Source organism: Mesorhizobium sp. LSJC280B00, from assembly GCF_000502835.1.
Classification (GTDB): Bacteria; Pseudomonadota; Alphaproteobacteria; order Rhizobiales; family Rhizobiaceae; genus Mesorhizobium.
Genome location: NZ_AYVL01000006.1, coordinates 138,686 through 165,070 on the forward strand (window position 1 = coordinate 138,686; position 26,385 = coordinate 165,070).

Sequence of the window (26,385 nt, forward strand, 5' to 3'; positions counted from 1 at the left end):
CGGAGCGAGGACCACAGAGGTGGCAGCGCCTCGGACAAGAAGCGCCGCAGGTACCCGGCTAGACTTCAGCCCGTCGGTTCTTGTGGGTTGGTCACCTGACCGGTGACATGCCGGTTCCGCCCTTGGAACTCGTTCCAAGTTTTGCGCCGGTATCGATCATCGCGAGCATTGGTGGGCTCAGACGCGCGCCCTGGACCGTGATCCGGGCAAAGCCGTCATCGATCTCCTTGACATCGGCCGCACTCAACTGGACCTGCAGCGCGTCCATGTTCTGGTCCATCTGGTCCTCCGTTATCGGGCCGGGAATGGGCACGATCCACGGCTTGCGGGCGAGCAACCAGGCAAGGGCGACCTGGCCGGGCGCAGCCTGACGACGTGCGCCTACGCGCTGTAGCAGTTCGACCACCGGCCAGTTGGCGCGGCGGGCTTCAGGCGTGAAGCGCGGCAGGTTGGCCCGTAGGTCGGCAGGGCCATGCACGAACATGGGGGTGACTGTACCGGTCAGGTATCCCATGCCGAGCGGGCTCCATGGCACGAACCCGATGCCAAGCTCCTCGCAGGTCGCCAGAACCTCCACCTCCGGATCGCGGGTCCAGACAGAGTATTCATTCTGCACCGCCGTGACTGGCTGCACTTTGTGGGCGCGGCGGATGGTCGCTTCGCCTGCAGCGGACAGGCCGAAGTGGCGGACCTTGCCTTCACGGATCAATTCCTGCACCGCTCCGGCCACGTCTTCGACGGGCACGGTCGGATCGACACGGTGTTGGTATTGAAGATCAATGTAGTCCGTCTTCAAGCGGCGGAGCTGTTGCTCGGTCACCCGCTTGATATTGTCAGGGCGGCTGTTGACGCCTGTGACCCGGCCTTCGGGCGTGATGTCGAAGCCGAACTTGGTCGCGATGATCACCTGGTCGCGGATCGGCGAAAGCGCTTCGCCAACAATATCCTCGCCCAGGAAGGGTCCATAGACTTCAGCGACGTCGAAAAAGGTCACGCCCCGGTCATGCGCCGCCCGGATGATCCGCACCGCCTCCTGCCTGTTCGTGGGCGGGCTGTACATCCCGGCAAAGTTTTGGCAGCCCATCCCCATGGCAGAGACTTCCAGCGAGCCGAGCATGCGACGCTGAAGGTTCGATGACCTTGCACCTGTGGCTGCGGCACCCGATGTTGCCGTTTGAGCTCTCGACTCGGAAAGAGGCAGCAGCGACGCTGCGGCGATGCCTAGCCCAGCGGCGAACAATTTACGGCGGCTTGGCATCTCGGGAGCGCCTGTTTCGAAATCGTCTGCATAGTTCTTCATGGTGCTGCACCTCCACTGGGTTTGATCAACCTCCGAAACACATCAGCGTTTGCGGCTGTGTCTTCGTGAGTGAGCGCAGAATACGATGGCCGTTCCTTTCAAAAAATGGCATTCGAGTTGATGCGACATTAACCAGAGGTTCATAATGGACAAGGATCAGCTTGATGGGCTTGTGGCGTTTGCGCTTGTCGCCGAGAAGCGGAACTTCACGGCGGCGGCAGAAGCACTCAGGGTTTCGCCACCTGCGATAAGCAAGATGATCAGACACCTCGAAACTCGCCTGGGCGTCACCCTGCTTACAAGAACGACACGAGCTACGAGCTTGACCGAAGCCGGGGAGAAATTCCTGCAACAGGCGGGACCGGCGCTGGATGCGATCCTTTCCGCTATGAAGGACGCGGGAAGCGCAGCGGACAAGCCTGCCGGTCGTCTGCGCTTGAATGTCCCGCAGACCGTCTATCCGAACTTCCTTAGGCCGCTGATCGCGACCTTTATCGAAAAGTACCCGGATGTGACGGTTGAGATCTTCTTCGAGAACGCGGCCACCAACATATTCGAGCGCGGGTTTGATGCAGGAATACGGGTGTCAGACATCCTTGCCAAAGATGTCGTGGCGCTCAAACTCTTCGGTCCCGTCCGATGGGTTGTGGCTGCTGCACCGGCCTACCTTGACAAGCATGGGCACCCTGAACATCCAAAAGACCTGTTGGCCCATCCTTGCATCTGCGCGGGAGCTGGCAATCGTGTGTACGATCGGTGGGAGTTCGAGAGCGACGGCAAGGAATTTGAGGTTCAGGTAAAGGGGCCGCTGATCCTCAATGATGTTCTGCTGGCGATCGATGCGGCCGTCGACGGCTTAGGGGTCGTTTACAGCCCTGAAGAAGCGATCAGCGACAAGTTGACGAGCGGCAAGCTCGAAGTCGTTCTGGACCACTTCACCGGGACAAGCTCGGGTGTGTACCTCTACTACCCGCAGCGGTCTCAAGTTCACCCCAAACTGCGGGCCTTCATCGAACATCTCAAAGGCCTGGAGAAGAGGTAGCGCGAGCTTCCTATTGGACGCAGCTTTCGCTTCCCACAGAACCGCTGTCAACGCGAAGAATATTGACGGCCTTCGTCACCTTGGTGCTGCGGATCGCAATCCAACAACGTCCGCTGTTGGCGCATTGTTGCCATCTCCGTCACAGCGGCAGTCTTCGAAACGGCACAACGGCGTCGTGGTCAAGGTGCGAGGCAAACAGCGCTTACGATGCGCGTCGAGGAAGACGAACAGGTTTGCGGTGCGGTTGCGTTTGTACTCGCAGTCGTAGCGCTCCAGCCTTCCCGGCGCGGCCGGGATTGGCTGACGCACCTCGCCGATGAGTTGGGTCGGGCTTTCGTCGAAGCACACCACCGGCCGCTTCGGGTCCGGTGCCTCGGCATGGAGGTCGAGCACATCCTCCATGCGCGCGACATACTCCGCGTCAACCTTTGGAATGCACCACATGTCCTTGCGCCACGGCTTGAGATCGTTCTCGGCTAGGCGCCGGCGCACCGTCTCGCGCGACAGCTGTTCGTGCTCGGTCGGCTTGACGAACGCATCGGCCAGCAGATCCAGTGTCCAACGGGCCCGACCCGGTGGCGGACTGGAGCAGGCGGTGGCTACCAGCAGGGCTTCTTCCTTGCCCGTCAGCTTGCGTTGCGCGCCTGCGCGTGGCTCTTCGCTGAGCGCCGCCTCCAGGCCCATCTCCACGAAGCGGCGCTTGGTGCGGTAGACAATGGAGCCGCCGACCGCCACCGTTGTGGCAACGGTCTCGTCACTGCGGCCGGCATCGGCAGCAAGCAGGATCTGCGCCCGCTTGAGCTTGCGCGCCGGATGCTCCGCCTGCCAGCATGGCTGTGAGTCCGTCGTTCGGGTTGGTCGAGATCGACGCGATAGCGTACATTCATCCGGAAGGCCTCCTTCGGTTGCGGAGGTTCCGGAAGAATCAGAAAATGAATCAATTAGTTGGCGGACGGCCGCCGGACCGACCCTGCTTCACCTAAAAGCAGGGCCAGTACCTCGCCTTCATCTGGACCTACGGCCTGCTCAACGGTCGCGCGCCGGCCGAACGCGACATGCAGCGCTTCTTCGGCGTCACCGCACCTTCCGTCCATCAGATGGTGCTCGCCCTTGAGCGCGCTGGATTGATCCGCAGGCAACCCAGCCTCGCGCACAGCATTGAACTGCTCGTCAAACCCGATATCCTACCCAGGCTACAACCCATCGAACCCGTCATTGCTGTGATATCAGGAGCACCCACTGCCAATGACCGAACAGGAAATGATTATCAACGCGTTGGGTGTCGCTCCCAGTGTTGACGTCGCGCTGGAGGCACGCCGGCGTATCGACTTTCTCGGCACGTATCTGCGTGCATCGGGGCTCAGCACCTATGTGCTGGGGATCAGCGGCGGGGTGGATTCACTTGCCGCGGCCCTTCTGGCTCAACGGGCCGTTGAGGAACTGCGAACGGCTGGATACGACGCCAAATTCCTGGCCGTTCGGCTCCCGTATGGCAACCAGGCCGACGAGAGCGACGCCCAGCGGGCTTTGGACACCATAGGGGCGGACGAAGTGCATCGGGTCGACATCAAGCCGGCTGCCGACGCAATGCTAGATTCGATCAAGCGGGCTGGTGTCGAGTTCGGCGACGCAGGCCGCGAGGATTTCTTGCTTGGCAACATCAAGGCGCGTCAGCGCATGATTGCCCAGTTCGCGCTCGCCGGCGCCAGCCGAGGACTGGTCATCGGCACCGACCATGCGGCCGAGGCACTGATGGGCTTCTTCACCAAGTTCGGCGACGGCGCCGCCGATATCCTTCCTCTTTCGGGGCTAAACAAACGCAGGGTGCGAGCCTTGGCCGCGCATCTGGGCGCTCCGCCCGAACTCGTCGACAAGATCCCGACCGCCGACCTGGAGAACCTTGTCCCGCTTCGTCCTGACGAAGATGCCCATGGCGTCACGTATGAACAGATCGACGATTTCCTCGAAGGCAAGGAAATCGACGAGGCCGCGCGGACGCGGATTCTTCATGTGCATTCCAGCACGGCACATAAGCGCGCGCTTCCGGTGACAGCGATTGCGCTAACACTCTCGCCATGACGGCATTGGCAATAGTTCCATGATACCGTTTCGTGGTCAGCACCTCGTGGAGATTGCTTCCGCCATGTTGGCAACCGCATCGATGAGCACTTTGACGGCATGAACAGCCGGACCCTCGATAACATTCCGCACTCGGGTTTGCTACCTTCGAGCGCCTGAGCAGGTTGGCCGATCCGACGTAGGCGGCGACGCCATCTGCAAGCACGATCCTCACGTGAAGGGGTTCTTGCGTGAGTCGCCGCCGCCATAGTCGATGATGCGCGTCGTCGCCTTTTCCAGGCGAAGTCTAGCCTCGGCGCACCCCGAGAGTTGGGAGGCATCCCTTATGACGAGGACGCGCTCGATCGCTTCCGTCGTCTCGAATAGTTCTGCGGCCAACGCGACATGCAGCGCTTCTTCAGCGTCACCGCGCCTTCCGTCCATCAGATGGTGCTCACCCTCGAGCGGGCCGGATTGATCCGCAGGCAACCGGGCCTCGGCGCAGCATTTGAACTGCTCGTCAAACCCGATATCCTACCCAGGCTACAACCCATCGAACCCGTCGAATCCTCTGTGCAGGGGTACTAGACGATGTTAGCCTTTCCGGCTGCGCTCGACGAACTTGTTGAAGCGGCTAGTCTTTCCGCCGCTGGTCTCATCCTGGTAGAGGAACGCCAGTTCGTTCTCATCGAAGATCCTGAAGAACTCGTCCCATTCGACGGGCTCGAACGTCTCTTCAGGCTCGCCGAAGTCGATGCGCAGTATGCCGCCCTCGCCCTTGGTGCGCACCACCGCCGGCCGCCCGTCGCGATCCTCGGCCCAACGGCGGATTTCGTCGTGATCGGTGGTCGTCTTCGATTCAGACATCGCAATCTCCCTTCGATTCCACCGCAGACCGCGAGACCCCGCGCTGCCGGTCTGCCTCCACACAACCAGCAGATGCATCGCTGCCCGGCATGTGCGCGCGGTTGGTCGAACATGGCTCCTAACACCAAGCAGCCTTCGATGTTCCCACGCCTGGTTGAACCTACCCCGGCGAGCCTCCTGAACTTTGTTGAAGCAAGGGAACAAACCTTTCGCCCGGAAGTTTGGGGCGGCAAAGCCATTCGTATGAGGAGTTGTCGTGAAACGTATACTGGTCACGGGAGGCTGCGGTTTTATCGGCCGCCACGTCGCCCAGGAACTCGTTGAACATGGCTATGGGGTTTCAATTCTCGATGCGCTGCTGGATCAGGTGCATGGCGGCGAGGCAATCAGCCTGCCGCCAGGCGCCAAGCTGATCAAAGGCGACGTTCGCGATCGCGACGCCGTCACAGAGGCGGTCGAAGATGTCGACGCGATCATTCACCTGGCGGCTGAAGTGGGCGTCGGCCAGTCCATGTACGAGATCGCCCGCTATGTCGGCGCCAACGACCTCGGCACCGCCACGTTGCTGGAAGTGCTGATCAAACGCCCGATCGAACGTATCGTCGTTGCTTCGTCGATGAGCGTCTATGGCGAGGGTCTCTATGCCACGCCGGACGGCCAGCGCATCGACAATGCAAGACGGCAGCCGGACGACATCCGCAGCGGCCAATGGAATCCCCTCTCGCCGGAAGGAGAAGTCCTGTTGCCGCTGCCGACCGACGAGCAGAAACCGGTCGACCTCGCCTCGATCTACGCGTTGACGAAATACGCCCAGGAACGAGCCGTGCTGATCTTCGGCGAAGCCTATGGCGTCGATGCGGTGGCGCTGCGCCTGTTCAATGTCTTCGGTGCCGGACAGGCACTCTCCAACCCGTATACCGGCGTGTTGGCGAACTTCGCCTCGCGCATCGCCAATGGCCAGCGGCCGCTGATTTTCGAAGACGGCGAACAGCAGCGCGACTTCGTTCATGTACGCGATGTCGCCCTCGCCTTCCGGCTGGCGCTGGAACAGCCGCAGGCGCGCAGCCACGTCATCAACATCGGAAGCGGCCGGGCCTACCCGGTCAGCGAGGTCGCCCGGCTGCTCGCCGAAGCGATGGGCGTGCCTGGCCGCCAGCCGGAAATCCTCGGCAAGGCACGCTCCGGCGATATCCGCAACTGCTTTGCCGACATCTCCAAGGCGCGCGAACTGCTCGGCTTCCAGCCGCAGCACCGGCTGGAGCATTCGCTCGGCGATTTCGTCGCCTGGGTGCGTAACACGGTCGCCATCGATCGCAGCGCCGAGATGAAGCGGGAACTCGAAGCGCGAGGGCTGGTATCATGAGACCGGATTCACGCAATTTTCGCGAAGCCCCCGTCGCCATTATCGGCGGCAGCGGCTTCATCGGCTCGAACCTCGCCGACAGCCTGTTGTCGGACGGCGAGCCGGTGCTGGTCATCGACAATCTGAGCCGTCCCGGCGTCGAACAGAACCTGGAATGGCTGACGCAAAAGCACGGCAACCGCCTCGCTGTCGAAATCGCCGATGTCCGTGACGCCGAGGCGCTCACGCCGTTGGTGGCAGGCTCGAGGGCGGTTTTCCACTTTGCCGCGCAGACCGCCGTCACCACGAGCCTGGTTCGGCCGGACGAGGATTTCGACATCAACCTGCGCGGGACGTTCAACGTCCTGGAAGCCGCTCGCCGCAGCGGCAAGCGCATCCCCGTCGTTTTCGCCAGCACCAACAAGGTCTATGGCCGCCTCGCCGACCTTGCTATGCGCGAAGAAGACGGCAGATACGCGCCTCGCGACGCGGGCGTCCGAGCGCACGGCGTCGACGAGACGCGCGGCCTCGATTTCTGCACGCCCTATGGCTGCTCCAAGGGCGCGGCGGACCAGTATGTCCTCGACTACGCCAAGTCATACGACCTGCCGACGGCGGTGCTGCGCATGAGCTGCATCTATGGACCGCGCCAGTTCGGGACGGAGGATCAGGGTTGGGTCGCCCATTTCCTGCTTAACGCGTTCTCCGACCGGCCGATCACCATCTACGGTGATGGCAAGCAGGTGCGCGACATCCTCCATGTTGCCGACGCGGTCGCGGCTTATCGCGCCGTGCTCGACCGCATCGAGGCGATCAAGGGCCAAGCATTCAATCTCGGCGGCGGACCGGAAAACGCCGTCAGCCTGCGCATGCTGCTGAAGGAGATTCGCGACATAACGAAACGGGACGTTCCGATTCGTTACGACCGCGAACGCACCGGCGACCAACCGTTCTTCGTCGCCGACACGCGCGCGATCGAGGCGGCGCTGGGGTGGAAAGCGCACGTCCCGTGGCAAAACGGCATCCGCGACCTCGCCGACTGGCTGCAGCGTCATCGCCTCGACCCGCATCCCGAACCGGCGAGGTACGTGGCATGAGGGTCGCTCTGGTCAATCCGTCCTGGACGTACCAGGACAGCATCTATTTCGGCTGCCGCCAGCCGCATCTGCCGCTCGAACTCGGCTATTCGAAAGCGCTGCTCGAAGCAGCCCGCCACGAGGTGCTGATGCTGGACGGGCAGATCCAGAAGCTCGACAACGCCGCGCTCGCCGATCGCGTCGCCGCATTCGAGCCTGACATGACCATCGTCAGCACCGCGCCGACCTACCTGTTCTGGCGCTGCGCACCGCCCGAGTTGCGCGTGCCGGCCGATTTCCTCAACCATCTTGCCGGGCGCGGCGGTCGCACCGTCGCCGTCGGGCCGCATGGCTCGGCGACGCCGACGCCGACTTTGCGCAAGCTTGGCGTCGACATCGTCGTGCGCGGCGAATGCGAGGAAGTGGTCGCGGAACTTGCCCGCCGCGACGACTGGAGTGCGGTGCCGTCCACCGCCCACTTCGAGGATGGAGAACTGGTCTCGAACGGCGGCGTGCATGCGAGCTCGTTCATCGATCACCCAGCGCTCGAATGGCCATCAGACTGGATTGCCGCCCATTCGCACCATCATCACCGCTTCGACGACGACCAGGTCGGCTTTGGAGCGGAGGTCGAGGCGTCGCGCGGCTGCCCGTATAATTGCAGTTTCTGCGCCAAGATCGATTTCCGCGATGCCTATCGCCGCCGGAACCACGAAGCAGTGATCGCCGAGATCGACCGGCTGATCGCACAGGGCGTCGGCTACATCTATTTCATCGACGAGATCTTCCTGCCGCAAAAGGCATTGCTGGAGGCGCTGGTCGATCGTGATGTGAAGTTCGGCGTGCAGACCCGTATCGACCTCTGGAAGCCGGAATTGCTGAAGCTGCTCGGTGCCGCCGGCTGCGTCTCGATCGAGGCGGGCCTCGAAAGCCTGACGGTGGAAGGCCGCGCCATGCTGGCAAAACGCTGCCGTTTGGGCACCGAGGAGCTGGCCGCGTTGCTGGTCGACGCAAGGCGCCACGTGCCGTTCGTGCAGGCCAATCTGATCGGCGTGGTCGAGGACGATCCCGCGCTCGTCGATTATTGGCGGAAGCACCTGATCGACAACGGCGTTTGGGCCAACGAACCGGTGCCGCTCTATCCTTATCCGAGTTCGCCGAGCTACCGCGAACTTTGGGGCGAGCCGGACGATCTCGCCTGGGAGCGCGCGCATGAACATTATCTCGCATCCTTCCGAACGTTCAGCGACATCCAGGAGAAGCGGCCGCGTCCGCTGGCCGAATTGGAGGCCACATGTTGCGGACACTGAGCCCGCGGCCGCGGCGTATCCTGATGACTGTCGATGCGGTTGGCGGCGTCTGGCGCTATGCGCTCGATCTGGCCAGGCAACTGGTCGCCGGCGGCGACAGCGTCGTGCTTGCCGGGCTTGGTCCGGAACCGTCCAGGCAGCAGGCCGAGGAGGCCCAGTCATTCGCAACGCTGACATGGCTCAACACGCCGCCCGACTGGATGACCCGCAACGAGCACGACCTCGACACATTGCAGCAGGAGCTGCACCCGCTCATACGTGACTACGCCGTCGAAATCGTCCATCTCAACGCGCCGACGCAGGCCGCGGGGCTCGACGTGCCCTGCCCCGTCGTGGCGGTGTCGCATTCCTGCGTGGTGACATGGTTCCACGCCGTCAAGGGACAGGCGGCGGACGGCGAATGGGCTTGGCAGAAGGACCGCAACCGGCGCGGTCTCGACAAAGCAGGAATGGTCGTTGCGCCCAGCCGCAGCCATGCCGACATGCTCGAAACCTGCTACGGGCCGATCGCGCGCCTGAGCGTCGTCGGCAACGGGGCGCGGCCCGGCGCGAAGAGCGAAAGACGGGAATCGGTCGTTTTCGCCGCCGCGCGCTGGTGGGACGAAGGAAAGAATGCGGCGGTGCTGGACCAGGCCGCCTCCCTGACGCAATGGCCGGTCTTCGTCGCCGGCTCGCAGCAAGGGCCGGACGGCCAGCATGTTGGCTTCAGTGGCGCCGTTCCCCTCGGGCCGGTGCCACATGAGGAAGTGCGCTCGCTGATGGCTCGGGCCGGTATCTTCGTATCGCCGTCGCTCTACGAACCGTTCGGCCTGGCCACGCTGGAAGCCGCAATGTCGGCAACGCCCTTGGTGCTCGCCGATATCGCGACCTACCGGGAACTGTGGGACGGCGCGGCCCTGTTCTACGACGTGCGCGATCCGGGCGATCTCGCCAGCTGCATCAATGGCCTTTGCAATGACGCGCAGCGCCGGCGAGAACTCGGTGAGGCGGCGGCGCGCCGAAGCCGCAGATTTTCACTGGCAAGGCAGGCGACCGCCATGCGCGGCGTCTACGACAAGGCGGCCCTGGCCACCATGGCGGATAATTGATTATGCGATTTTTATTCTACACCCATTCGATCGTTTCCGACTGGAACCACGGCAACGCACATTTCCTGCGCGGCATCATGCGCGAGCTGGTCGCGCGCGGGCACCAGGCGATCGCGCTGGAACCCGCCGACGGCTGGAGCCGGTCGAACCTGGTAGCCGAGAAAGGGTCCTTCGCGATCGAGCGATTCCGGAAGGATTTCCCCGAGTTGATGCCGGTGACCTACGATGCCGCTTTCGACCACGAAGCCTGGATATCCGATGCCGATGTGGTGATCGTGCATGAGTGGACCGAGCCGGACCTTGTTGCGCGGCTGGGCAAGGCGAAAGCAACTGGCGGCCGTTTCACGCTGCTGTTCCACGACACGCACCATCGCGCCATCTCGGCCACGCAAGCGATTTCTGCCTTGCAGCTTGAACATTACGACGGCGTGCTCGCCTTCGGCGAGGCGCTGCGGGAAAGCTATCTTCGCGCCGGATGGGGCAAGCGGGTCTTTACCTGGCACGAGGCAGCCGATGACCATCTGTTCGAGCCCCATCCTGAAATCGAGCGCTGCGCCGACCTGATCTGGATCGGCAATTGGGGCGACGACGAGCGCAGCGCCGAAATCAGGGAATTCCTGGTCGAGCCGGTGCGTGAGCTCGGATTGAGCGGCACTGTCCACGGCGTTCGCTATCCACGGCAAGCGCTCGCCGACCTTGCGGCCGCCGGCCTGCGCTACGAAGGTTGGATCGCCAACGCCGACGTGCCGAAGGCGTTTGCAGCAAACCGCATCACAGTGCACATCCCCAGGCGTCCATACCGCGAAAGCCTGCCCGGCATCCCGACCATCCGCATGTTCGAGGCGCTCGCCTGCGGCATCCCGCTCGTTTCGGCGCCGTGGTCCGATGTCGAACGCCTGTTCAGGCCCGGCGTAGATTTTCTGTTTGCAAACAACGGTTCCGAGATGCGGCGTCATCTTCGCGCCGTGCTGCACGACGCGGATCTCGCCGCTTCTCTGGCGACATCGGGCCTCGAGACCATCCGCTTGCGGCACACATGCCGGCACCGGGCGGATCAATTGTTCGGCGTGCTCGCCGAATGCGGGCGCCGCCAAGCCGCGGACACGATTCTTGCAACGGAGGCCGCCGAATGAAGATTGCATTTTACGGGTCAAGCCTGCTGTCGTCCTACTGGAACGGCGCGGCCACCTATTACCGCGGGCTGCTCAAGGCTCTGGCCAGGCTCGGCTATGACATCACCTTCTATGAGCCCGATGTCTACGATCGCCAGAAGAACCGCGACATCGAGGCGCCGGACTGGTGTGCCGTCGTCGTCTATGAGGCGACCCCACAGGCGCTGATGCAGGTGGCGGCGCGGGCGGCGGAGGCAGATATCGTCGTCAAGGCGAGCGGCGTCGGTTTCGCCGACGACGCGCTGTTGCGGGCGGTGCTCGATCACGCCCGTGCCGGTGCGCTCACCGTATTCTGGGATGTCGATGCGCCGGCGACGCTTGGCCAGTTGCGCGACGAGCCCGACCATCCGCTGCATCGCGCGCTGCAGGAAATCGACCTCGTGCTGACCTATGGCGGCGGCGACCCGGTGGTCTGGGCCTATCGGGCAATGGGGGCGGCCGAATGCGTGCCGATCTACAATGCGCTCGATCCGGAAACGCATCATCCGGTCGGCAAGGACATGCGCTTTGCCTGCGATCTCGCCTTTCTCGGCAACCGGCTGCCGGACCGCGAGGCGCGCGTCGAAGCCTTCTTCCTCGACCCGGCCGGCCGCTCCGCCGATCAGCGCTTCCTGCTCGGCGGATCGGGCTGGGGCGACAAGCAGATGCCCGCCAATGTCCGATGGCTCGGCCATGTCGGCACGCGCGACCACAATGCATTGAACGTCACGGCCAAGGCGGTGCTGAACATCAGCCGCGACAGCATGGCGGCCAATGGCTTTTCACCTGCGACGCGCGTTTTTGAGGCGGCGGGCGCCGGCGCATGCCTCATCACCGACGCCTGGCTCGGCGTGGACCTGTTCCTGAAACCCGGCGAGGAAATCCTGGTCGCGCGCGATGGCGAGGACGTCGCCGAGATCATGCAAAGCCTTAGTGCCGAACGGGCTAAGGCGATCGGGACATCGGCGCTTCGGCGCGTGCTTGGCGAACATACCTACACGACACGTGCCGTTTTAGCCGACGCCATCTTCAGGCGCCATTTCGAGCGTCCGACCGTGGAGGCGGCCGAATGACAAAGCCGCTCGACATCGTCTTTCTTGGCCTGTCGCTCTCCTCATCCTGGGGAAACGGCCACGCCACCACCTTTCGGGGGCTGCTTAAAGGTCTCCACGAACTCGGCCACCGCGTCACTTTTCTCGAACGCGACGTGCCGTGGTACGCAAGTCACCGGGATCTGCGCGATCCCGATTTCTGCGCCTTGCGCTACTATGAAACGATCGATGATCTTCGCCGCAATTTTGCGCGCTGTCTGCGCGATGCCGATATCGTGGTCGTCGGCTCCTTCGTTCCCGAAGGCCCTGAAATCATCGACGTCGTGGCATCGCTGTGCACGGGTCAGTTCTGCTTCTACGACATCGACACGCCGATCACGCTGGCAAAGCTTTCGACCGATGATTGCGAGTACATTGCCAGGCGGCAGGTCCCGTATTTCGACGTCTACTTCTCCTTCACCGGCGGGCCGACGCTTGCCCGTCTGACGGCGGAATTCGGCGCGAGGCGGGCCGAGCCGCTCTACTGCTCCGTCGACCCGGAACGGCATCACGGAACCGGTGATCCAATCCGCTGGGATCTCGGCTATCTCGGCACCTACAGCCCCGACCGCCAGGCGACGCTAGAGGCCCTGCTGTTCGAACCGGCGCGTCGCATGCCGGAGCGCCGCTTCGTCGTGGCAGGCTCGCAATATCCGCGCGAAATCGCCTGGCCGGACAATGTGGATCGCATCGAACACCTGCCGCCGGCAGATCACGCCGCCTTTTACAGCCGCCAACGCTACACGTTGAACGTCACGCGCAGTTCCATGATCGCGGCCGGATGGTCGCCCAGCGTGCGCCTCTTCGAGGCAGCCGCCTGCGGCACGGCGATCATCAGCGATAGCTGGGCCGGACTGGACAGCCTGTTTCCAGAGCGGACGATCCACACGGCGCGCAGGACCGAGGACGTAATCGGTATCCTGTCTGGGGAATCCGACGGCGCCCGGCTTGCCATGGCCAGGCAGGCGCGCGTGCTCATCCTCGCAGCTCACACAAGCATCGCAAGAGCCCGCGAATTCGTTTCGCTGCTGGCGCAGGCCAAATCGCCACGTTCTGTTCTCGATCTGGACGTCGAGAGCGCAGCATGACCCGCAGACGGGAGAAGATAGAGATGCAGCTATCAAGAAAGGCGCAACGGACCAAGACCGTGCTTGTCGCCGGCGGCGCAGGTTTCCTCGGTTCGCATCTTTGCGAGACAATGCTCCAGGCCGGCTGGCGCGTGATCTGCGTCGACAATTTCCTTACCGGCCGCATGGAGAACATAGCATCGATCGCCGATCGTCCGGATTTTCGGCTGATCAAGCAAGACATTTGCCGACCGTTGGAGCTTGGCGAACCGGTTGACCGCATCTTCAACATGGCGTGCGCGGCCTCGCCGCCGCGTTACCAGGCCGACCCGGTCCATACGACGCGGACTTGCGTCATCGGAACGCTCAATCTGCTGGAGCTCGCCGCCCGCAATGGCGCCCGGTTCCTGCAGGCGTCCACCAGCGAAATTTATGGCGATCCCGAACAGCATCCGCAGAAGGAAGACTATGTCGGCCACGTGAACTGCATCGGCCCCCGCGCCTGCTATGACGAAGGCAAGCGCACCGCCGAAACCTTGTGCTTCGATTATTTGAGAATGGGAAAAACCGATATCCGTGTAGCGCGCATCTTCAACACCTATGGTCCCAGGATGGATCCTGCGGATGGACGGATCGTTTCCAATCTGATCATGCAGGCACTCGAGAGACGGCCGCTGACGATATTCGGCGACGGGCTGCAGACCAGGTCGTTCTGCTACGTTTCCGATCTGGTCGACGGCTTGATCCGGTTGATGGAGGTCGATCCCAATCCGAGCCAGCCCGTCAATCTGGGCAATCCGGGGGAGTTCACCATCCTGCAACTGGCGAGCCTGGTGAGAGGCATGACCGCAACCAAATCGGGCTTGAAATTCCTGCCGCTGCCGCAAGACGATCCTCGTCGTCGGCAACCCGACATTTCCCGCGCAAGGAAGCTTCTCGGCTGGTCGCCAAAAGTGCCGCTCAGGCAGGGTTTGGTGCGCACAATCGGCTATTTTGCCGAGCTTGAGACGGCGCAGATGATCGACGGAAGACGTCGAATTGCCGCCACCGTGCGTTCTGCATCAGGCCGGCTGCAAAATCTGCCGGCCTGAAGGCGGGGAGCGTCTGGCCGCTGCTTGGTCACGACGGAAAGCGCCGTCGTCTCGGATTTGGTCACTTTTTCTCGTCGCGGGAACAACCCGTCCAGCTTCTGGTTCTGCCAAGGTACCGGCATGGAGACGATTGTGCATCCGAAGCGATCCGCCAAAGACATCGAACAAATGGCCGCAAAGGAGACGGCTGCCTTCCTGCGGCGCGCCTCCATCACCTATCTGGAATGTTGTGTGAGCCTGATGATGACGCATCTTCAGCGCGAGGAGGTAGCGGCCATCCTCGAAAAGGAAGCGGATATGCTTCGCCGGCTGGACTGATCCCGCTCGAGCGGCGGCAGGTCGCCTTGGCTTTCCAGGAAACGAAGCAGCGCGGCAGCGTAACGTCTTGCCGCGGCCGCCAGCCGGATCTGTTCCCGATCATCGCCCGATCGCTCAGCCATGCTCCACAAGCCAAGCTGGAAGGCGAGATAGCAGGGCTCGTAGTAGTGGACCAGATTGGCATCGACGGGACGAGACGTAGTCGCCTCGACAGCTTTGCACAGTGCCGCAGTCGCTGCGTCGGAGAGGCTGTACTCGACACGGGCGCCGGCAATGTCCCAGGCGATGTCCTGGCAGCCGATCAGATCGTGCGATCGGCAATGGTCGAGGGCGTCCGTCTTGACCAGCCTTCCACCGCGCGAAAGGATGAACTCCCACGGATGAAGCCGCCCGTCGATCTCGACCCGCTGCATGGTCTTGGGCGGAGCCTGTTTCGAGAACCAGGTCTGCAGCTCCGCCGCGCGGCTTTCGCCCAGCGCCTCACTTGTATTCCGCACGGCCATGTCGGCAAGCGCCTCCAGCGAGGCGCCCTGTTCGGAGGCGGGCAGATTGGCTGCGCGCCAGGACAGATAGCGCGCGAGATGAGCGACCATTTTTTCTTTCGAATGCCTTGCCCGGTCCAGCGTTGTACCGTCGATCCAGCGTTCAACGAGGAAGCCATGGCACAGCCCGGCGATGTCCGGGCCAAAGCCTGCGTCATTCAGCCTCCTGGCAGTCTCGGCCTTGTGCATTCCGATTTCACCGAGGCCGACGAATTTGACCGACCATTTTTCCCGGCCCGCAGAAGCAAGAAACTTTCGCCGCTCGAAGCCGCGGTGGACGGGGGGCCAATGATCCAGCGAGCCATAGTGCAAGCGACGCCACTCTCCGCCAGATATTTCGGTCAAGCTGACCGCTGTGCGGCCGATCGTCCTGGCCACCCAATCCCGCAACGTCGGGACAGCGGATCCAGCGGGGAAAGTCCGTTCGAAATCCGCGGTGTGTTTTTGGCAAACCGTCCATGCCTCCCGACTGTTCGTCGATGCCTCGGGGCCCGGGCCAGCCGAATGGCTTGGGAACAGATGGATGCGCCTGGGATCGATGCCCAGCCTTTGCAGCCATGCGACGACTGCGTGAAACGAGCTGCCGGACAGGCCGGGGCCCTCATCGACGACAGCGAAATGGGCCGATGGCCTTGTCCTCCAGCCGCCGATCAGTTCCGGATCGGCGGCAAGCCGCCTGCGAAACGGATGACCGGTCGGACGGACGCTGACGGGCGCCGGCGCGCCGATGGCTGCCGCCACCATCGCTGCCAATCCCAGGCCGATGCTGCGGATGCCGATTACGCATGTGTTCGCATCGAGACCCGACTGCCGTGCGGCGACGAAATAGCTCTCCGGATAGAGCGCGTAATGGGCGTAGCCCTCGGCCGTGCCGATGAGGATTTCGCCATCGCAATCGAGTTCGGCCAGCATTCGCGGCACTTCGGCATCGACCGGGCCGTCGATGGCGAATCCGGCCGCCCACGATCTGCCCACGTCCCGGGCCAAGCCGACCAGGAGATTTGCGCCCGCGATCCGCTGTCGGGAATTCCTGTCCATGCCGTTGGCCTCGAATTCAGCATCGGCAAGGCCCTGGACCAATTCCGAGATCTTGATGAACAGGCCGACCAGGGCTGCGTGCCGTCCGATCCCGCTTGGCATATCCGCAATGTGCCCGGCCGCTTCGCAGGCCGAGCCGCGAACATGTCGCGCGCTCTCAATTCGCTTGTGGTCGCCATAGACGATCATTGTCCCGTCCCGGTTGGCCTCACTGCACAACTCGGCGAGCGCTACTTTGATCCACCATCGGTTGCACGATTTTTGCAGCCGGCAAGGAACAATCAGCGAGGCAGGTGGTTTGGCACGAAGAACTTACCTTCAACAGCATAGGCAGCGGTTTCGTGGGATCGAAGAAAGTTCGGATCGGAATAGTCGGCGTCGGCAACTGCGCCTCCTCCCTTGTTCAGGGCATCACCTATTACCGTGACGCAAGAAGCAATGAGCCCATCCCCGGGCTGATGCATGCCGATCTTGGCGGCTACCATGTCAAGGACATCGAGGTGGTCTGCGCTTTCGATGTCGCCAAGGGCAAAGTCGGACGCGATGTGGCAGACGCGATCTACAGCGCGCCGAACAATACTTTCCGCTTTGCCGATGTGGCGGCTACCGGCGTTCGCGTCGAACGCGGGCCGACACTGGACGGCATCGGCAAATATCTGCGCGACGAGATCCAGGAGGCCGACGAACCCGTCGCCAACATCAGCAAGATCCTCGCCGAAAGCGGCGCCGAAATCCTGGTGTCCTATCTGCCTGTCGGTTCGGAGGAGGCAACGCGCTTTTATGCCGAGTGCGCGCTCGAGGCCGGCTGTGCCTTCGTCAACTGCATACCGGTCTTCATCGCCTCGCGGCCGGAGTGGCGCCGGCGCTTCGAGCAGCACGGCCTGCCGCTGATCGGCGACGACATCAAGAGCCAGGTCGGTGCGACGATCGTCCACCGGCTGCTCGCCAACCTGTTCCGCGAGCGCGGCGTGCGCATCGATCGCACCTACCAGCTCAATTTCGGCGGCAACACCGACTTCCTCAATATGCTGGAACGCGAGCGGCTGGAATCGAAGAAGATCTCAAAGACGCAATCCGTCACCAGCCAGATCGACGTTCCCCTGGAGCCCGGCAACATTCACGTCGGGCCGAGCGACCATGTCCCGTGGCTGACCGATCGCAAGTGGGCCTATATCCGGGTCGAAGGCACGACCTTCGGCGGTGTGCCGCTGAATGCCGAGCTCAAGCTGGAAGTGTGGGATTCGCCCAATTCGGCCGGCGTCGTCATCGATGCGGTGCGTTGCGCCAAGCTGGCGCTCGACCGCGGTATCGCGGGCGCGCTGACCGGTCCCTGCAGCTATTTCATGAAATCGCCGCCCGAGCAGTTCACCGACGCGGAAGCCCGCCAGCGCACGCTCTCTTTCATCGCCGGCAAGGACGAGCCGATGCTCGATGCCGCGGAATGACGACGACGTTCTTTCTGGTGCGCCACGCCGCGCACGACAATGTCGGCTGTTATCTTGCCGGACGGATGGCCGGCGTTTGCCTCGGCGAAGCCGGCAAGGCACAGGCCTCGCATCTGGCAGACCGCATGGCACGCGAGGCGATAGCGGCAATCTTCTGCAGCCCGCGCGAACGCACGCAGGAGACCGCCAATCCGATCGCGCTCGCCTGCAATGCCGGTGAAATCGTGATCCGCGAGGAACTCGATGAGATCGACTTCGGCACCTGGTCGGGAAAGACCTTCGAAGAGCTGAACCAGGATGCCGACTGGCGGGTGTGGAACGACCAGCGTCAGCAGGCGAGAACACCGAGCGGCGAGACCATGCTGGACGTGCAGCAACGCGTCGTCTCATTGATCGAGCAGGTCCGCGGCACCTACCAGAACCAGGGCGTCGCACTGGTCAGCCATGCCGACGTCATCAAGGCCGCCGTGTGCAAGGTGCTCGGCCTGTCGCTGGGAAACTGCTTTCGCTTCGATATCGACCCAGCGTCGATCACCACGGTTGTTTGGGGGGACTGGGGGTCGAACCTGATCAGACTCAACGAAGCTGCCTGACGAGGAATTGCCGGATGCGCATGGTCATTTTCGGTCTTACCGTGACATCGTCGTGGGGCAATGGGCACGCCACGCTGTGGCGCGGATTGATCCGGGCGATGGCCGGGCTGGGCTGGTCTATCACCTTCTTCGAACGCAACACTCCCTATTATGCCGGGACGCGCGACCTCGACCAGTTGGATGGCGGCAACCTCGTCCTTTATCAGGATTGGGAGGACATCCAGCGCGTTGCCGAGCAGGCGATGAATGAGGCCGATGTGGTCATCGTCACCTCCTATTGCCCCGATGCCGTGAGCGCGTCGCGCCTTGCCCACCAGGCCTGTCGCGGGCTGAAGGTGTTCTACGATCTGGATACGCCGGTGACGCTGGCGCGGATCGAACAAGGTGATCCTCCGGCCTATTTCGGGCCGGAAGGGCTTCGCGATTTCGATCTCGTGCTGAGCTACACGGGAGGAACCGCGATCGACGCATTGAGGTCGATGCTGGGTGCGCGTCGCGTCATGCCGCTCTACGGCCATGTCGATCCAGAGCGACACCGGCCCGCCCCGCCCAGGCCGGAGTTTGCCGGCGACCTTTCCTATCTTGGAACCTATGCGGCAGACCGCCAGGCCGGGGTCGAGAGGCTGCTGGTCAGTCCGGCTGCGCGCCTGCCGGAGCGCCGCTTCATCATTGGCGGCGCACAATATCCGCAGGAATTCCCGTGGAGCGACAATATTTTCTTCGTCCGGCATCTGCCGCCGGCCGACCACCCCGCCTTCTTTTCATCATCACGGCTGACCCTGAACGTGACCCGCGAGGCGATGGCCGAAAGGGGCTGGTGTCCTTCCGGCCGGCTGTTCGAAGCCGCCGCTTGCGGTGCCGCGATGGTGAGCGACACATGGCCGGGACTGGAGGCCTTTTTCCGGCCCGGCGAAGAGATCGTCGTGGCGAACAGCACCGACGACGTGGTCGCCGCGCTCGACCTGTCCGACGCCGAGCTTGACGCTATCCGCAGCCGAGCGCGCGAGCGGGTGCTGGACGAACACACCTCGGCGCGGCGCGCGAAGGAATTCGACCGCATCCTGTCTGATGCACTGCACGGCTCCACGCATGGCGAGCCGTTGAAGGAGGCAGTTTGATGTTGGGCATCGTGCCCGCAGCCGGACGGGGAAGCCGCATCCAGCCGCTCGGCTTTTCGAAGGAGCTTCTGCCGGTCGGCAGCCGCATCGACGGCAACACCGAGCGGCCTTGCGCGGTCAGCGAATACCTGGTGCGCCGCATGGTGCGCGGGGGGGCCGACAAGATCTGCTTCGTCATCGGCTCGGGTAAGTCGGATATCCTCGAATATTATTCTGCCGGCTATGCCGACGCGACTGCGCTGTTTGTGGTGCAGCCCTCTCCGGTCGGCCTTTGCGACGCCATCTTCCGTGCCGCACCGCTCGTCACAGCCGATGAGACCGTTCTGGTCGGGTTGCCCGATACGATCTGGTTTCCCGAAGACGGCTTCCTGGCCCTCCCGGACGACGGCCTGTCCTTCCTGCTGTTTCCGGTGGACCAGCCGGAGTTCTTCGACGCCGTCGTTGTCGACCAGGACGACCGGGTGAAGCAAATCCAGGTCAAGCAGCAGAATGCCCAATCGAACTGGATCTGGGGTGCGTTCAAGATGCCCGGCCGCACCCTTCACCAGCTCGCCGCGCTGTGGCGGGAACGGGACCGGTGCGACGAATATATCGGCACGCTGGTCAATGCCTATCTCGCCGCCGGAGGCGATGCCTATGGCATCAAGGCTGGCACCGCCTATGTCGACGTCGGCACCTTCAACGGCTACCGCACCGCACTTCGCCTGCTTGAAAGCGCCGCCGGTACCAAGGACGACCAAGTCGCCATTACGCTGCCCGGCCACCAGCACGTCCCTGTCCTCGCAGGCGAAGGAGGCTAGCCATGCTGCATTCCGATGCCGAAATCCGCCGCCGTATCGATGCGCTCGGCCCATGGTTCCACAATATGGAACTGGCCGGCATCGAAACCGCTCCCGACCATTTCCTTGGCAACTATCCGCTGATCAAATGGCGCAAATTCGCCGACGCGATTCCCGCCGATCTTTCCGGCAAGGCGGTGCTCGACATAGGCTGCAATGCGGGTTTCTATTCGATCGAGATGAAACGCCGCGGCGCCGGCCGCGTGCTTGGCATCGATTTCGATGAGGCTTACCTGGCGCAGGCGCGCTTTGCCGCTGAGGTAGCAGACTGCGACATCGAATTCCGGCAGCTCTCGGTCTACGACGTTGGCGCCCTGCATGAGCGGTTCGACATCGTGCTGTTCATGGGCGTGCTCTACCATTTGCGCCATCCCTTGCTCGCACTCGATCTGATCCGGGAGCACGTCGCCCGGGACCTGATGATCTTCCAGTCGATGCAGCGCGGCAGCACCAACGTGCCGGCGCTCGAGCAGAATTATCATTTCTGGACCCACGACCTGTTCGACCGGCCGGATTTCCCAAAGCTGCATTTCATCGAGCATCGTTACGCCGACGACCCGACCAACTGGTGGATTCCCAATCGCGCCTGCACCGAAGCCATGCTGCGCAGCGCCGGCTTCGAGATCGTCCTGCAACCGGAGCAGGAGGTCTATTTCTGCCGCACCGCCGACGTGCCGGCCGGTGGCGGCGTCGTCTACCCGTCGAAAGGACAAATAAATGATTGAAGCCGCGATGATCTGGAACGAGCCCAACAACAAATCCCACTGGGATCCCGAGCTCGACCCCGACTGGAGCCGCTTCGCCAACATGGCAACCCTGGTCGCCGACGCGATCGCGTCGGAGAATCCGGCCTTGACCAAGGTCCTTGGCGGCATCTCGCCGATCGATGCCGGTTTCATGACACGGATGAAGGAGTTCGACGTGCTCGATCATGTCGATGCTGTCGCCGTGCACGGTTTCCCGCTCGACTGGAACCTCTGGCAGATCCACGAATGGCCGCAGAAGATCGGCGAGATTTCGGCTGTCACCGATCTTCCGGTATGGGTCAGTGAGGTCGGCGTGTCGACCTTCGGCGCCGAGGAGGTGCAGGTCTGGGGCCTGCGCCGGACCGCGGAACTGCTGATCGGCAACGCACCGCGCATCCAATGGTATAGCCTCTACGACCTGCCGCGCGAGTGGGAAGCGACGACGCGCCATCGCGAGGCGGAAGGCTCGTCTTACTACCGCCATTTCTACATGGGCCTGCTCCGCCAGGACGGCACGCCAAAGCCCGCGCTCGAGGAGTTCCTGCACCACACGCCGGCAATGGGACTGGTGCAGTGGTTCCATTTCGAAGATCACCGGCTGGACGACGCCGTTGCCTGGATGAAACGGCTCGGCGTCACCAATCTGCGCACCGGGCTTTCCTGGGCCGACAGCTTCAGGCCGAACGCACTTGACTGGTTCGACCGGCAGATGGAGGCTTTGGCCGACTTCGACGTGACGGTTACTTTCTGCTTCACGCCGGAACACCGCGGAATGATGCCGCACCACAGCAGTCCGCCGCTGGTGCCGGAGGAATTCGCCGACTTCTGCGCGGCAATGACGCGCCGATATGCCGGCAGCATCGCTGCCCCTTCGGTCGGCAGGCTGCGCGCCTCCGCAGCGTGAGGAGCTTCGGCTCTCCAGTCATGACGCTCACCGTCCTCAACGTCGCCTATCCCCTCGCCCCGGTCGGGCCGGATGCGGTCGGTGGTGCCGAGCAGGTGCTGTCGGTGCTCGACCAGGCGCTCGTACAGGCCGGACACCGCTCGATCGTGATCGGCTGCCAGGGCTCGAGCGCTGCGGGTGTCCTCATCGAGACGCCGGCCGAACCGGGCGTGCTCGATGAAGCGGCGAAGCGCCGGGCGCAGCGTGTTCATTGCGCCGCAATTGCTACCGCACGCGCTCGCTGGCCAATCGACGTGGTCCATTTGCACGGTATCGATTTCGATGCCTATCTGCCGGGCGACGGGCCGACATTGGTGACCCTGCATTTGCCGCTCGACTGGTATCCGGCCGACGCTCTCAATCCGGCGCGGGAGGATCTGTGGCTGCATGCGGTATCGGCGGCTCAGCAAAGAACCGCGCCGCCGGGAGCCAGGCTGATCGGGCCGATTCCCAACGGAGTGGACGTCGACGCGCTGAGCGAACCGCAGGCCAAACACGACTTTGCGCTCGTGCTCGGCCGCGTCTGCCCGGAAAAGGGCATCCATCTGGCGCTGGACGCAGCCAAGAAGGCCAGCGTGCCGCTGGTCATCGGTGGCAAGGTCTACCCCTATGAAACGCACACAGCGTATTTTCGCGACGAGGTCGAACCCCGGCTGGACGACCGGCGCCGCTTCCTTGGTCCGCTCGGCTTTGTCGCCAAGCGGCGCCTGCTGAATACAGCCCGCTGCCTAGTCATCCCGAGCCTTGCCGCGGAAACCAGTTCGCTCGTCGCCATGGAGGCGCTCGCCTGCGGCACCCCCGTGGTGGCCTTCCCGAATGGCGCACTGCCGGATGTGGTCGAGCACGGCAAGACCGGGTATCTGGTCGGGGATGTCGACGAGATGGCCGAAGCCATCGCTGCCGCACCCAGCCTGGACCCCGAGACCTGCCGGGCCGAGGCGCGGCGGCGCTTTTCACTCGACCGCATGGTTTCCTCCTACATGGACGCCTATCGGGCGCTGGCACGGCTCGGCACAGACAGCGGGCAGCTCGCGACGGCAAAGTGAGCGCGACATGCTCCGCAGTGAGATCATAGACGATCCGGCGGACCTCGAAGCCCTCGAGCCGCACTGGTGGGAACTTTGGTCGCGCAGTCCCTCGGCGACGCCGTTCCAGTCTCCCGCATGGTTGCTGCCATGGTGGCGGACATTTGCTCCCGGCGAGCTAGCGACGGTCGCCATCTGGCGTGGCGACGATCTGGTCGGCCTGGCGCCACTCTATCTGGAACGCCACGACGCCGGCGCGCGATTGCTTCCGCTCGGCATTTCGTTGAGCGACTATCTGGATGTCCTTTGTCTTCCCGAGATCGCCGAACCGGTCGGCGCAGTCATCGGTGGCGCCGTTCTTTCCGTCGGCTGGTCACAGTGGATCTTGCAGGACCTGCCTCCCGGCGGCGCCGGCCTTGCCATCAGGCATGCCGCGCTCGAATCGTGCCAAGCCGTCGGTCACGCCGCTTGCCCGGTGCTCGCCCTCGCCGGCGACCAGACGCTTCAAGGCTGCGTTCCGGCGCGGCGGAGGCGCCAATTGCGCCGCGCCCACAGGGCCGCGTCGAGACGCGGCAGTGTCTCCATCGAACCCGCTTTGTCCGATCCGCAGACATTCCTCGACCACCTGATCCGCCTTCACCGCGCGCGCTGGGCCGGACACGGCGACGGCGTTCTGTCCGATTCCCGCGTGGAAGCATTCCACCGTCAGGCGCTGCCGCAGCTGGTCGCACAGGTGCTTGCCCGATGCTGGCTTATCACGATCGGTAACGCGATCGTGGGCGCCTATTACGGGTTCCATCATCGGGGCCGCGCTTGCGCTTACCTCGGTGGCTTCGATCCGGCCTATGCCGAGGAAAGTCCCGGCGCGCTGCTCATCGGCCAAGCGATAAGGCAGGCGATCTGCGAAGGCGCGGAAGAGTTCGATTTTCTGCGCGGACAAGAGGCCTACAAGTACAGCTGGGGCGCCGTAGACCGGTGGACGATGCGCAAGATCTGGACGCGGAGCAAAGGGCGATGAGCGCGACCCAGCCGGAATCTCGGCGGTCGACATCAGCAAGGCGGGTGCTGGAGGATTGCATGGCAGACGGTGCCGGCGTCGAAGCCGTCATCGCAAGGCTGGCTCTCCGTTTCGAGACAGGAATCGATGCTGCAGAATTGGCGAAGATTGCGCAAAACACGCACTCGGCTGACCCGCGAAACACGGCAAAACTGCAACGGATTGCCGACCTGCTGCGGCGCAGGCCCGAGATATTCGCCACGCTGCGCAAAACAGGTGGTGCCGTTCGGCACGAGCGTGGCGAGGACGAGACCGACGATGCGGTCGTCAAGCGGCTGGCGGCCGGGTTTGACGCGGCGGCGGCGATCTCCCCGGCGGCGAGCGTCCAGCTGTCATCGCTGGGCAATGAGGAAAAGCTCTCTGCCGCTACGGCTGAGATCGTTGCATGGCTGGAGAGGCGAGGCTTTACCGGCACTGACCGCGACATACTGGATATCGGCTGTGGTATCGGTCGGTTCGAACAGGCGCTCTCCGCTCTGTCGCGCCGGATCGTCGGCAGCGATATATCCCCAGCGATGATCTCGATCGCCCGCCGGCGATGCGCCGGGCTCGGCAATGTAGAATTCCGCCCTACGCGCGGTTTCGATCTTGCCGATTTTTGCGATGCCAGCTTCGACCGCGTGCTGGCCGTCGACAGCTTTCCCTATCTGGTGCTGGCCGGCCTTGCGGAGCGACATTTCGTGGAAATCGCGCGCGTGCTGAAGAGGCCGGGCATGGCCGCGCTTTTGAATTATTCATATCGCGGATCGCCGGCGCTGGATCGCGCCGATGTCCATAACTTCGCCAACGCAAATGGCATGCAAGTCCTCGTCGACGGCGAAAAGCCTTTCCGGCACTGGGACGGCGATGCCTTCCTGCTTACGATTTCCATCGGAACATTGCGGCCCAACGCTGGTTCGGATGCCGAACGGGAAAAGCCGCTATTCGACAGTATGAAGGAGAACAAGATGGCGTCCGGCAGCAAGAAGCACATCGGTCGCGGCAGTCACGGCAAAGGCGCTGGCGCTGGCGCGATGACCGATCTTCCCAAGGACAAGATCGGAGAGAACGCCGTTCTGTCCAACAGAGACAAGAAGCAGCACACCAAGGAGCGTGGGCTCGACGGCAATCGGGTCAAGTCCGAGCAGTACCAGGATCATTCAGCGGATCGGCGGCCTGAAGACTGATCGTTGCGGCAGCATGCGAGCTTGCAGCCGGTGAGCAATTGAAAGGCGGCGAGAGCCCAACCGCTGACGAAGCTGTGCAAGGACCGATGCCGGTCGCATGGACGCCCTGCAAATTCTTGCAAACTCGCACTGTTGCCACCAGAGTGAAGTGAAGGGACCAACATTTGCCAAGAGAACGCGATGTCTCGCTCAAGGGAAGATTCCGTCAGCACGCGTGCCGATCTGACGATAGACCGGGAAATCGCTTCCTTGCTTGCGGCCATCGAACAGGAAAGGGTTCCTGACAGGCTGACCAAACTTGCGATCGAGTTGCAGCATGCGCTTATCGAAAGGCGCTTGCGCGAAACCAGTAACTAACGTGACGTGTATTAGCGGCGCCTCTCGGCTTCGAAGTCCAGTTGTCCTTCGGACAGATAGCTGCGCCTTTCCATCAGGGTTTGCGAGGAACTTTCGCCAAGGTATTCCAGCACGCCGGCGCGTGCCCTGTTGAGCCGGCTCTTCACGGTTCCCACCGCGCAACCGCATATTTCGGCCGTTTCCTCATAGCTGATGCCCAGAACGCCTATCAACATCAGAACCTCGCGCTGGTGCTCAGGAAGGCTTTGGATGGCCTGGTGGACTTCCTTGCCCTGTACGGACCATTCCTGCGTCGCTTCCGAGATCGGCCGCAGCGAAGCGCAGTCGAGCAGGCCGGGCGCTTCCCTCACCGCGGCCCTGACACGCGTGTAGTAGGTGTTGCGCATGATCGTGAAGAGCCATGACTTCATGCGCGTTCCAGCTTCGAACTTGTCAATGTTGGCCAAGCCCTTGGTCAGCGTCTCCTGGACCAGGTCGTCGGCATCATCGGGAGTGCGGCAGAAGGTGCGGGCGAAAGCCCTCAAAGCGGGTATGAGGTCGACGATGGAAACTTCTTCGGTTTCGCGAGTCGCCAAGGCGTAGGCTGTAGGTGGCAATGGTCCAGCTCCCGTCCAGAATGAGTTCGTGAGCGCAGACCAGTTAAATGCATTGGGCGAAAGATCGTTCCGGCTGGCGAAAATCACCCGGATCGGGAACCGGAGCGGCTTGGCTGGGC

The 26,385-nt window shown here is 63.1% G+C and carries 26 protein-coding genes and 2 pseudogenes; 21 read left to right on the forward strand and 7 right to left on the reverse strand.

What is annotated here, in order from left to right:
* Positions 1-91: 91 nt before the first annotated feature.
* Positions 92-1,117 carry an aldo/keto reductase gene (locus X773_RS0137630; protein ID WP_051406112.1) on the reverse strand — a complete coding sequence of 342 codons (1,026 nt, stop codon included), beginning with the start codon at positions 1,115-1,117 and terminating at the stop codon, positions 92-94.
* Positions 1,118-1,445: 328 nt separating this feature from the next.
* Here X773_RS0137630 and X773_RS51035 point away from each other — a divergent pair, with 328 nt between their 5' ends.
* Entirely contained in the window at positions 1,446-2,342 is an 897-nt protein-coding gene (locus X773_RS51035; RefSeq protein ID WP_023676118.1) for a LysR substrate-binding domain-containing protein, read from the forward strand.
* Between the two features lie 204 nt (positions 2,343-2,546).
* On the opposite strand, the pseudogene X773_RS51040 reads toward X773_RS51035, so the two are convergent.
* Positions 2,547-3,229, reverse strand: a pseudogene (locus tag X773_RS51040) (IS630 family transposase); the annotation flags it as partial.
* Positions 3,230-3,587: 358 nt separating this feature from the next.
* Here X773_RS51040 and nadE point away from each other — a divergent pair.
* Complete coding sequence (gene nadE / locus X773_RS51050; RefSeq protein ID WP_023676120.1) at positions 3,588-4,421, forward strand: ammonia-dependent NAD(+) synthetase; 834 nt, start codon at positions 3,588-3,590, stop codon at positions 4,419-4,421.
* Between the two features lie 210 nt (positions 4,422-4,631).
* On the opposite strand, the gene X773_RS78050 is transcribed toward nadE, so the two are convergent.
* Together X773_RS78050 and X773_RS51060 are read right to left on the reverse strand one after the other, a co-directional pair.
* The gene (locus tag X773_RS78050; RefSeq protein WP_245274674.1) at positions 4,632-4,844 is read right to left on the reverse strand and encodes a hypothetical protein; all 213 of its coding nucleotides are present in this window, start codon (positions 4,842-4,844) and stop codon (positions 4,632-4,634) included.
* A 150-nt stretch (positions 4,845-4,994) separates the two neighbouring features.
* On the reverse strand, positions 4,995-5,267 hold the full coding sequence (locus tag X773_RS51060; protein ID WP_023676123.1) for a hypothetical protein: 273 nt from the start codon (positions 5,265-5,267) through the stop codon (positions 4,995-4,997).
* Positions 5,268-5,523: 256 nt separating this feature from the next.
* Here X773_RS51060 and X773_RS51065 point away from each other — a divergent pair, with 256 nt between their 5' ends.
* From X773_RS51065 to X773_RS77325, 9 genes are read left to right on the forward strand one after another with little or no spacing between them, the layout of a single operon-like run.
* Positions 5,524-6,630 (forward strand): NAD-dependent epimerase/dehydratase family protein, encoded by a 1,107-nt coding sequence (locus X773_RS51065; protein WP_023676124.1) that lies wholly within the window; start codon positions 5,524-5,526, stop codon positions 6,628-6,630.
* Positions 6,627-7,706, forward strand: a complete 1,080-nt coding sequence (locus X773_RS51070) for an NAD-dependent epimerase/dehydratase family protein (protein WP_023676125.1) — start codon at positions 6,627-6,629, stop codon at positions 7,704-7,706. Before X773_RS51065 ends, X773_RS51070 begins: the two co-directional genes overlap by 4 nt.
* Positions 7,703-8,995 carry a TIGR04295 family B12-binding domain-containing radical SAM protein gene (locus X773_RS51075; protein WP_023676126.1) on the forward strand — a complete coding sequence of 431 codons (1,293 nt, stop codon included), beginning with the start codon at positions 7,703-7,705 and terminating at the stop codon, positions 8,993-8,995. The genes X773_RS51070 and X773_RS51075 overlap by 4 nt, the downstream gene beginning before the upstream one ends.
* On the forward strand, positions 8,980-10,083 hold the full coding sequence (locus X773_RS51080) for a glycosyltransferase family 4 protein (protein ID WP_023676127.1): 1,104 nt from the start codon (positions 8,980-8,982) through the stop codon (positions 10,081-10,083). The genes X773_RS51075 and X773_RS51080 overlap by 16 nt, the downstream gene beginning before the upstream one ends.
* A gap of 2 nt (positions 10,084-10,085) precedes the next feature.
* Positions 10,086-11,216, forward strand: coding sequence for a glycosyltransferase (locus X773_RS51085; RefSeq protein ID WP_023676128.1), 1,131 nt, complete (start codon positions 10,086-10,088; stop codon positions 11,214-11,216).
* Entirely contained in the window at positions 11,213-12,307 is a 1,095-nt protein-coding gene (locus X773_RS51090) for a glycosyltransferase (RefSeq protein WP_023676129.1), read from the forward strand. Before X773_RS51085 ends, X773_RS51090 begins: the two co-directional genes overlap by 4 nt.
* Positions 12,304-13,413 carry a glycosyltransferase gene (locus X773_RS51095; RefSeq protein WP_023676130.1) on the forward strand — a complete coding sequence of 370 codons (1,110 nt, stop codon included), beginning with the start codon at positions 12,304-12,306 and terminating at the stop codon, positions 13,411-13,413. Before X773_RS51090 ends, X773_RS51095 begins: the two co-directional genes overlap by 4 nt.
* 23 nt (positions 13,414-13,436) lie before the next feature.
* Positions 13,437-14,483: a UDP-glucuronic acid decarboxylase family protein gene (locus X773_RS51100; RefSeq protein ID WP_023676131.1), complete on the forward strand. Its 1,047-nt coding sequence runs from the start codon at positions 13,437-13,439 to the stop codon at positions 14,481-14,483.
* Positions 14,484-14,507: 24 nt separating this feature from the next.
* On the forward strand, positions 14,508-14,801 hold the full coding sequence (locus X773_RS77325; protein ID WP_031211608.1) for a hypothetical protein: 294 nt from the start codon (positions 14,508-14,510) through the stop codon (positions 14,799-14,801).
* Here X773_RS77325 and X773_RS51105 read toward each other — a convergent pair.
* Complete coding sequence (locus X773_RS51105) at positions 14,738-16,570, reverse strand: hypothetical protein (RefSeq protein WP_023676133.1); 1,833 nt, start codon at positions 16,568-16,570, stop codon at positions 14,738-14,740. The genes X773_RS77325 and X773_RS51105 overlap by 64 nt on opposite strands.
* Positions 16,571-16,722: 152 nt before the next feature.
* On the opposite strand from X773_RS51105, the gene X773_RS51110 reads away from it, so the two are divergent.
* The 10 genes and pseudogenes from X773_RS51110 (at position 16,723) to X773_RS78060 (ending at position 25,313) form a co-directional block, all read left to right on the forward strand.
* Entirely contained in the window at positions 16,723-17,826 is a 1,104-nt protein-coding gene (locus tag X773_RS51110; RefSeq protein WP_023676134.1) for a myo-inositol-1-phosphate synthase, read from the forward strand.
* Positions 17,823-18,419, forward strand: a complete 597-nt coding sequence (locus tag X773_RS51115) for a histidine phosphatase family protein (RefSeq protein ID WP_023676135.1) — start codon at positions 17,823-17,825, stop codon at positions 18,417-18,419. Before X773_RS51110 ends, X773_RS51115 begins: the two co-directional genes overlap by 4 nt.
* 14 nt (positions 18,420-18,433) lie before the next feature.
* Positions 18,434-19,537 (forward strand): glycosyltransferase, encoded by a 1,104-nt coding sequence (locus X773_RS51120; RefSeq protein WP_023676136.1) that lies wholly within the window; start codon positions 18,434-18,436, stop codon positions 19,535-19,537.
* The gene (locus X773_RS51125) at positions 19,537-20,337 is read left to right on the forward strand and encodes a nucleotidyltransferase family protein (RefSeq protein WP_023676137.1); all 801 of its coding nucleotides are present in this window, start codon (positions 19,537-19,539) and stop codon (positions 20,335-20,337) included. Before X773_RS51120 ends, X773_RS51125 begins: the two co-directional genes overlap by 1 nt.
* A 2-nt stretch (positions 20,338-20,339) precedes the next feature.
* A complete protein-coding gene (locus X773_RS51130) occupies positions 20,340-21,101 on the forward strand; it encodes a TIGR04290 family methyltransferase (protein ID WP_023676138.1) in 762 nt (253 codons plus the stop codon).
* On the forward strand, positions 21,094-22,026 hold the full coding sequence (locus X773_RS51135; protein WP_023676139.1) for a beta-xylosidase: 933 nt from the start codon (positions 21,094-21,096) through the stop codon (positions 22,024-22,026). Before X773_RS51130 ends, X773_RS51135 begins: the two co-directional genes overlap by 8 nt.
* Positions 22,027-22,046: 20 nt before the next feature.
* Positions 22,047-23,111 (forward strand): glycosyltransferase family 4 protein, encoded by a 1,065-nt coding sequence (locus X773_RS51140; RefSeq protein WP_023676140.1) that lies wholly within the window; start codon positions 22,047-22,049, stop codon positions 23,109-23,111.
* 7 nt (positions 23,112-23,118) lie between these two features.
* Positions 23,119-24,108: a GNAT family N-acetyltransferase gene (locus X773_RS51145; RefSeq protein WP_031211613.1), complete on the forward strand. Its 990-nt coding sequence runs from the start codon at positions 23,119-23,121 to the stop codon at positions 24,106-24,108.
* Positions 24,109-24,167: 59 nt separating this feature from the next.
* Positions 24,168-24,866 (forward strand): annotated as a pseudogene (locus X773_RS78055) (class I SAM-dependent methyltransferase); the annotation flags it as partial.
* Between the two features lie 228 nt (positions 24,867-25,094).
* Positions 25,095-25,313, forward strand: coding sequence for a hypothetical protein (locus X773_RS78060; protein WP_023676213.1), 219 nt, complete (start codon positions 25,095-25,097; stop codon positions 25,311-25,313).
* A gap of 189 nt (positions 25,314-25,502) precedes the next feature.
* Here X773_RS78060 and X773_RS79000 read toward each other — a convergent pair whose 3' ends face one another.
* Positions 25,503-25,631 (reverse strand): hypothetical protein, encoded by a 129-nt coding sequence (locus X773_RS79000; RefSeq protein ID WP_280952093.1) that lies wholly within the window; start codon positions 25,629-25,631, stop codon positions 25,503-25,505.
* A 50-nt stretch (positions 25,632-25,681) separates the two neighbouring features.
* Complete coding sequence (locus tag X773_RS51155) at positions 25,682-26,245, reverse strand: sigma-70 family RNA polymerase sigma factor (RefSeq protein ID WP_023676143.1); 564 nt, start codon at positions 26,243-26,245, stop codon at positions 25,682-25,684.
* Between the last annotated feature and the right edge of the window lie 140 nt (positions 26,246-26,385).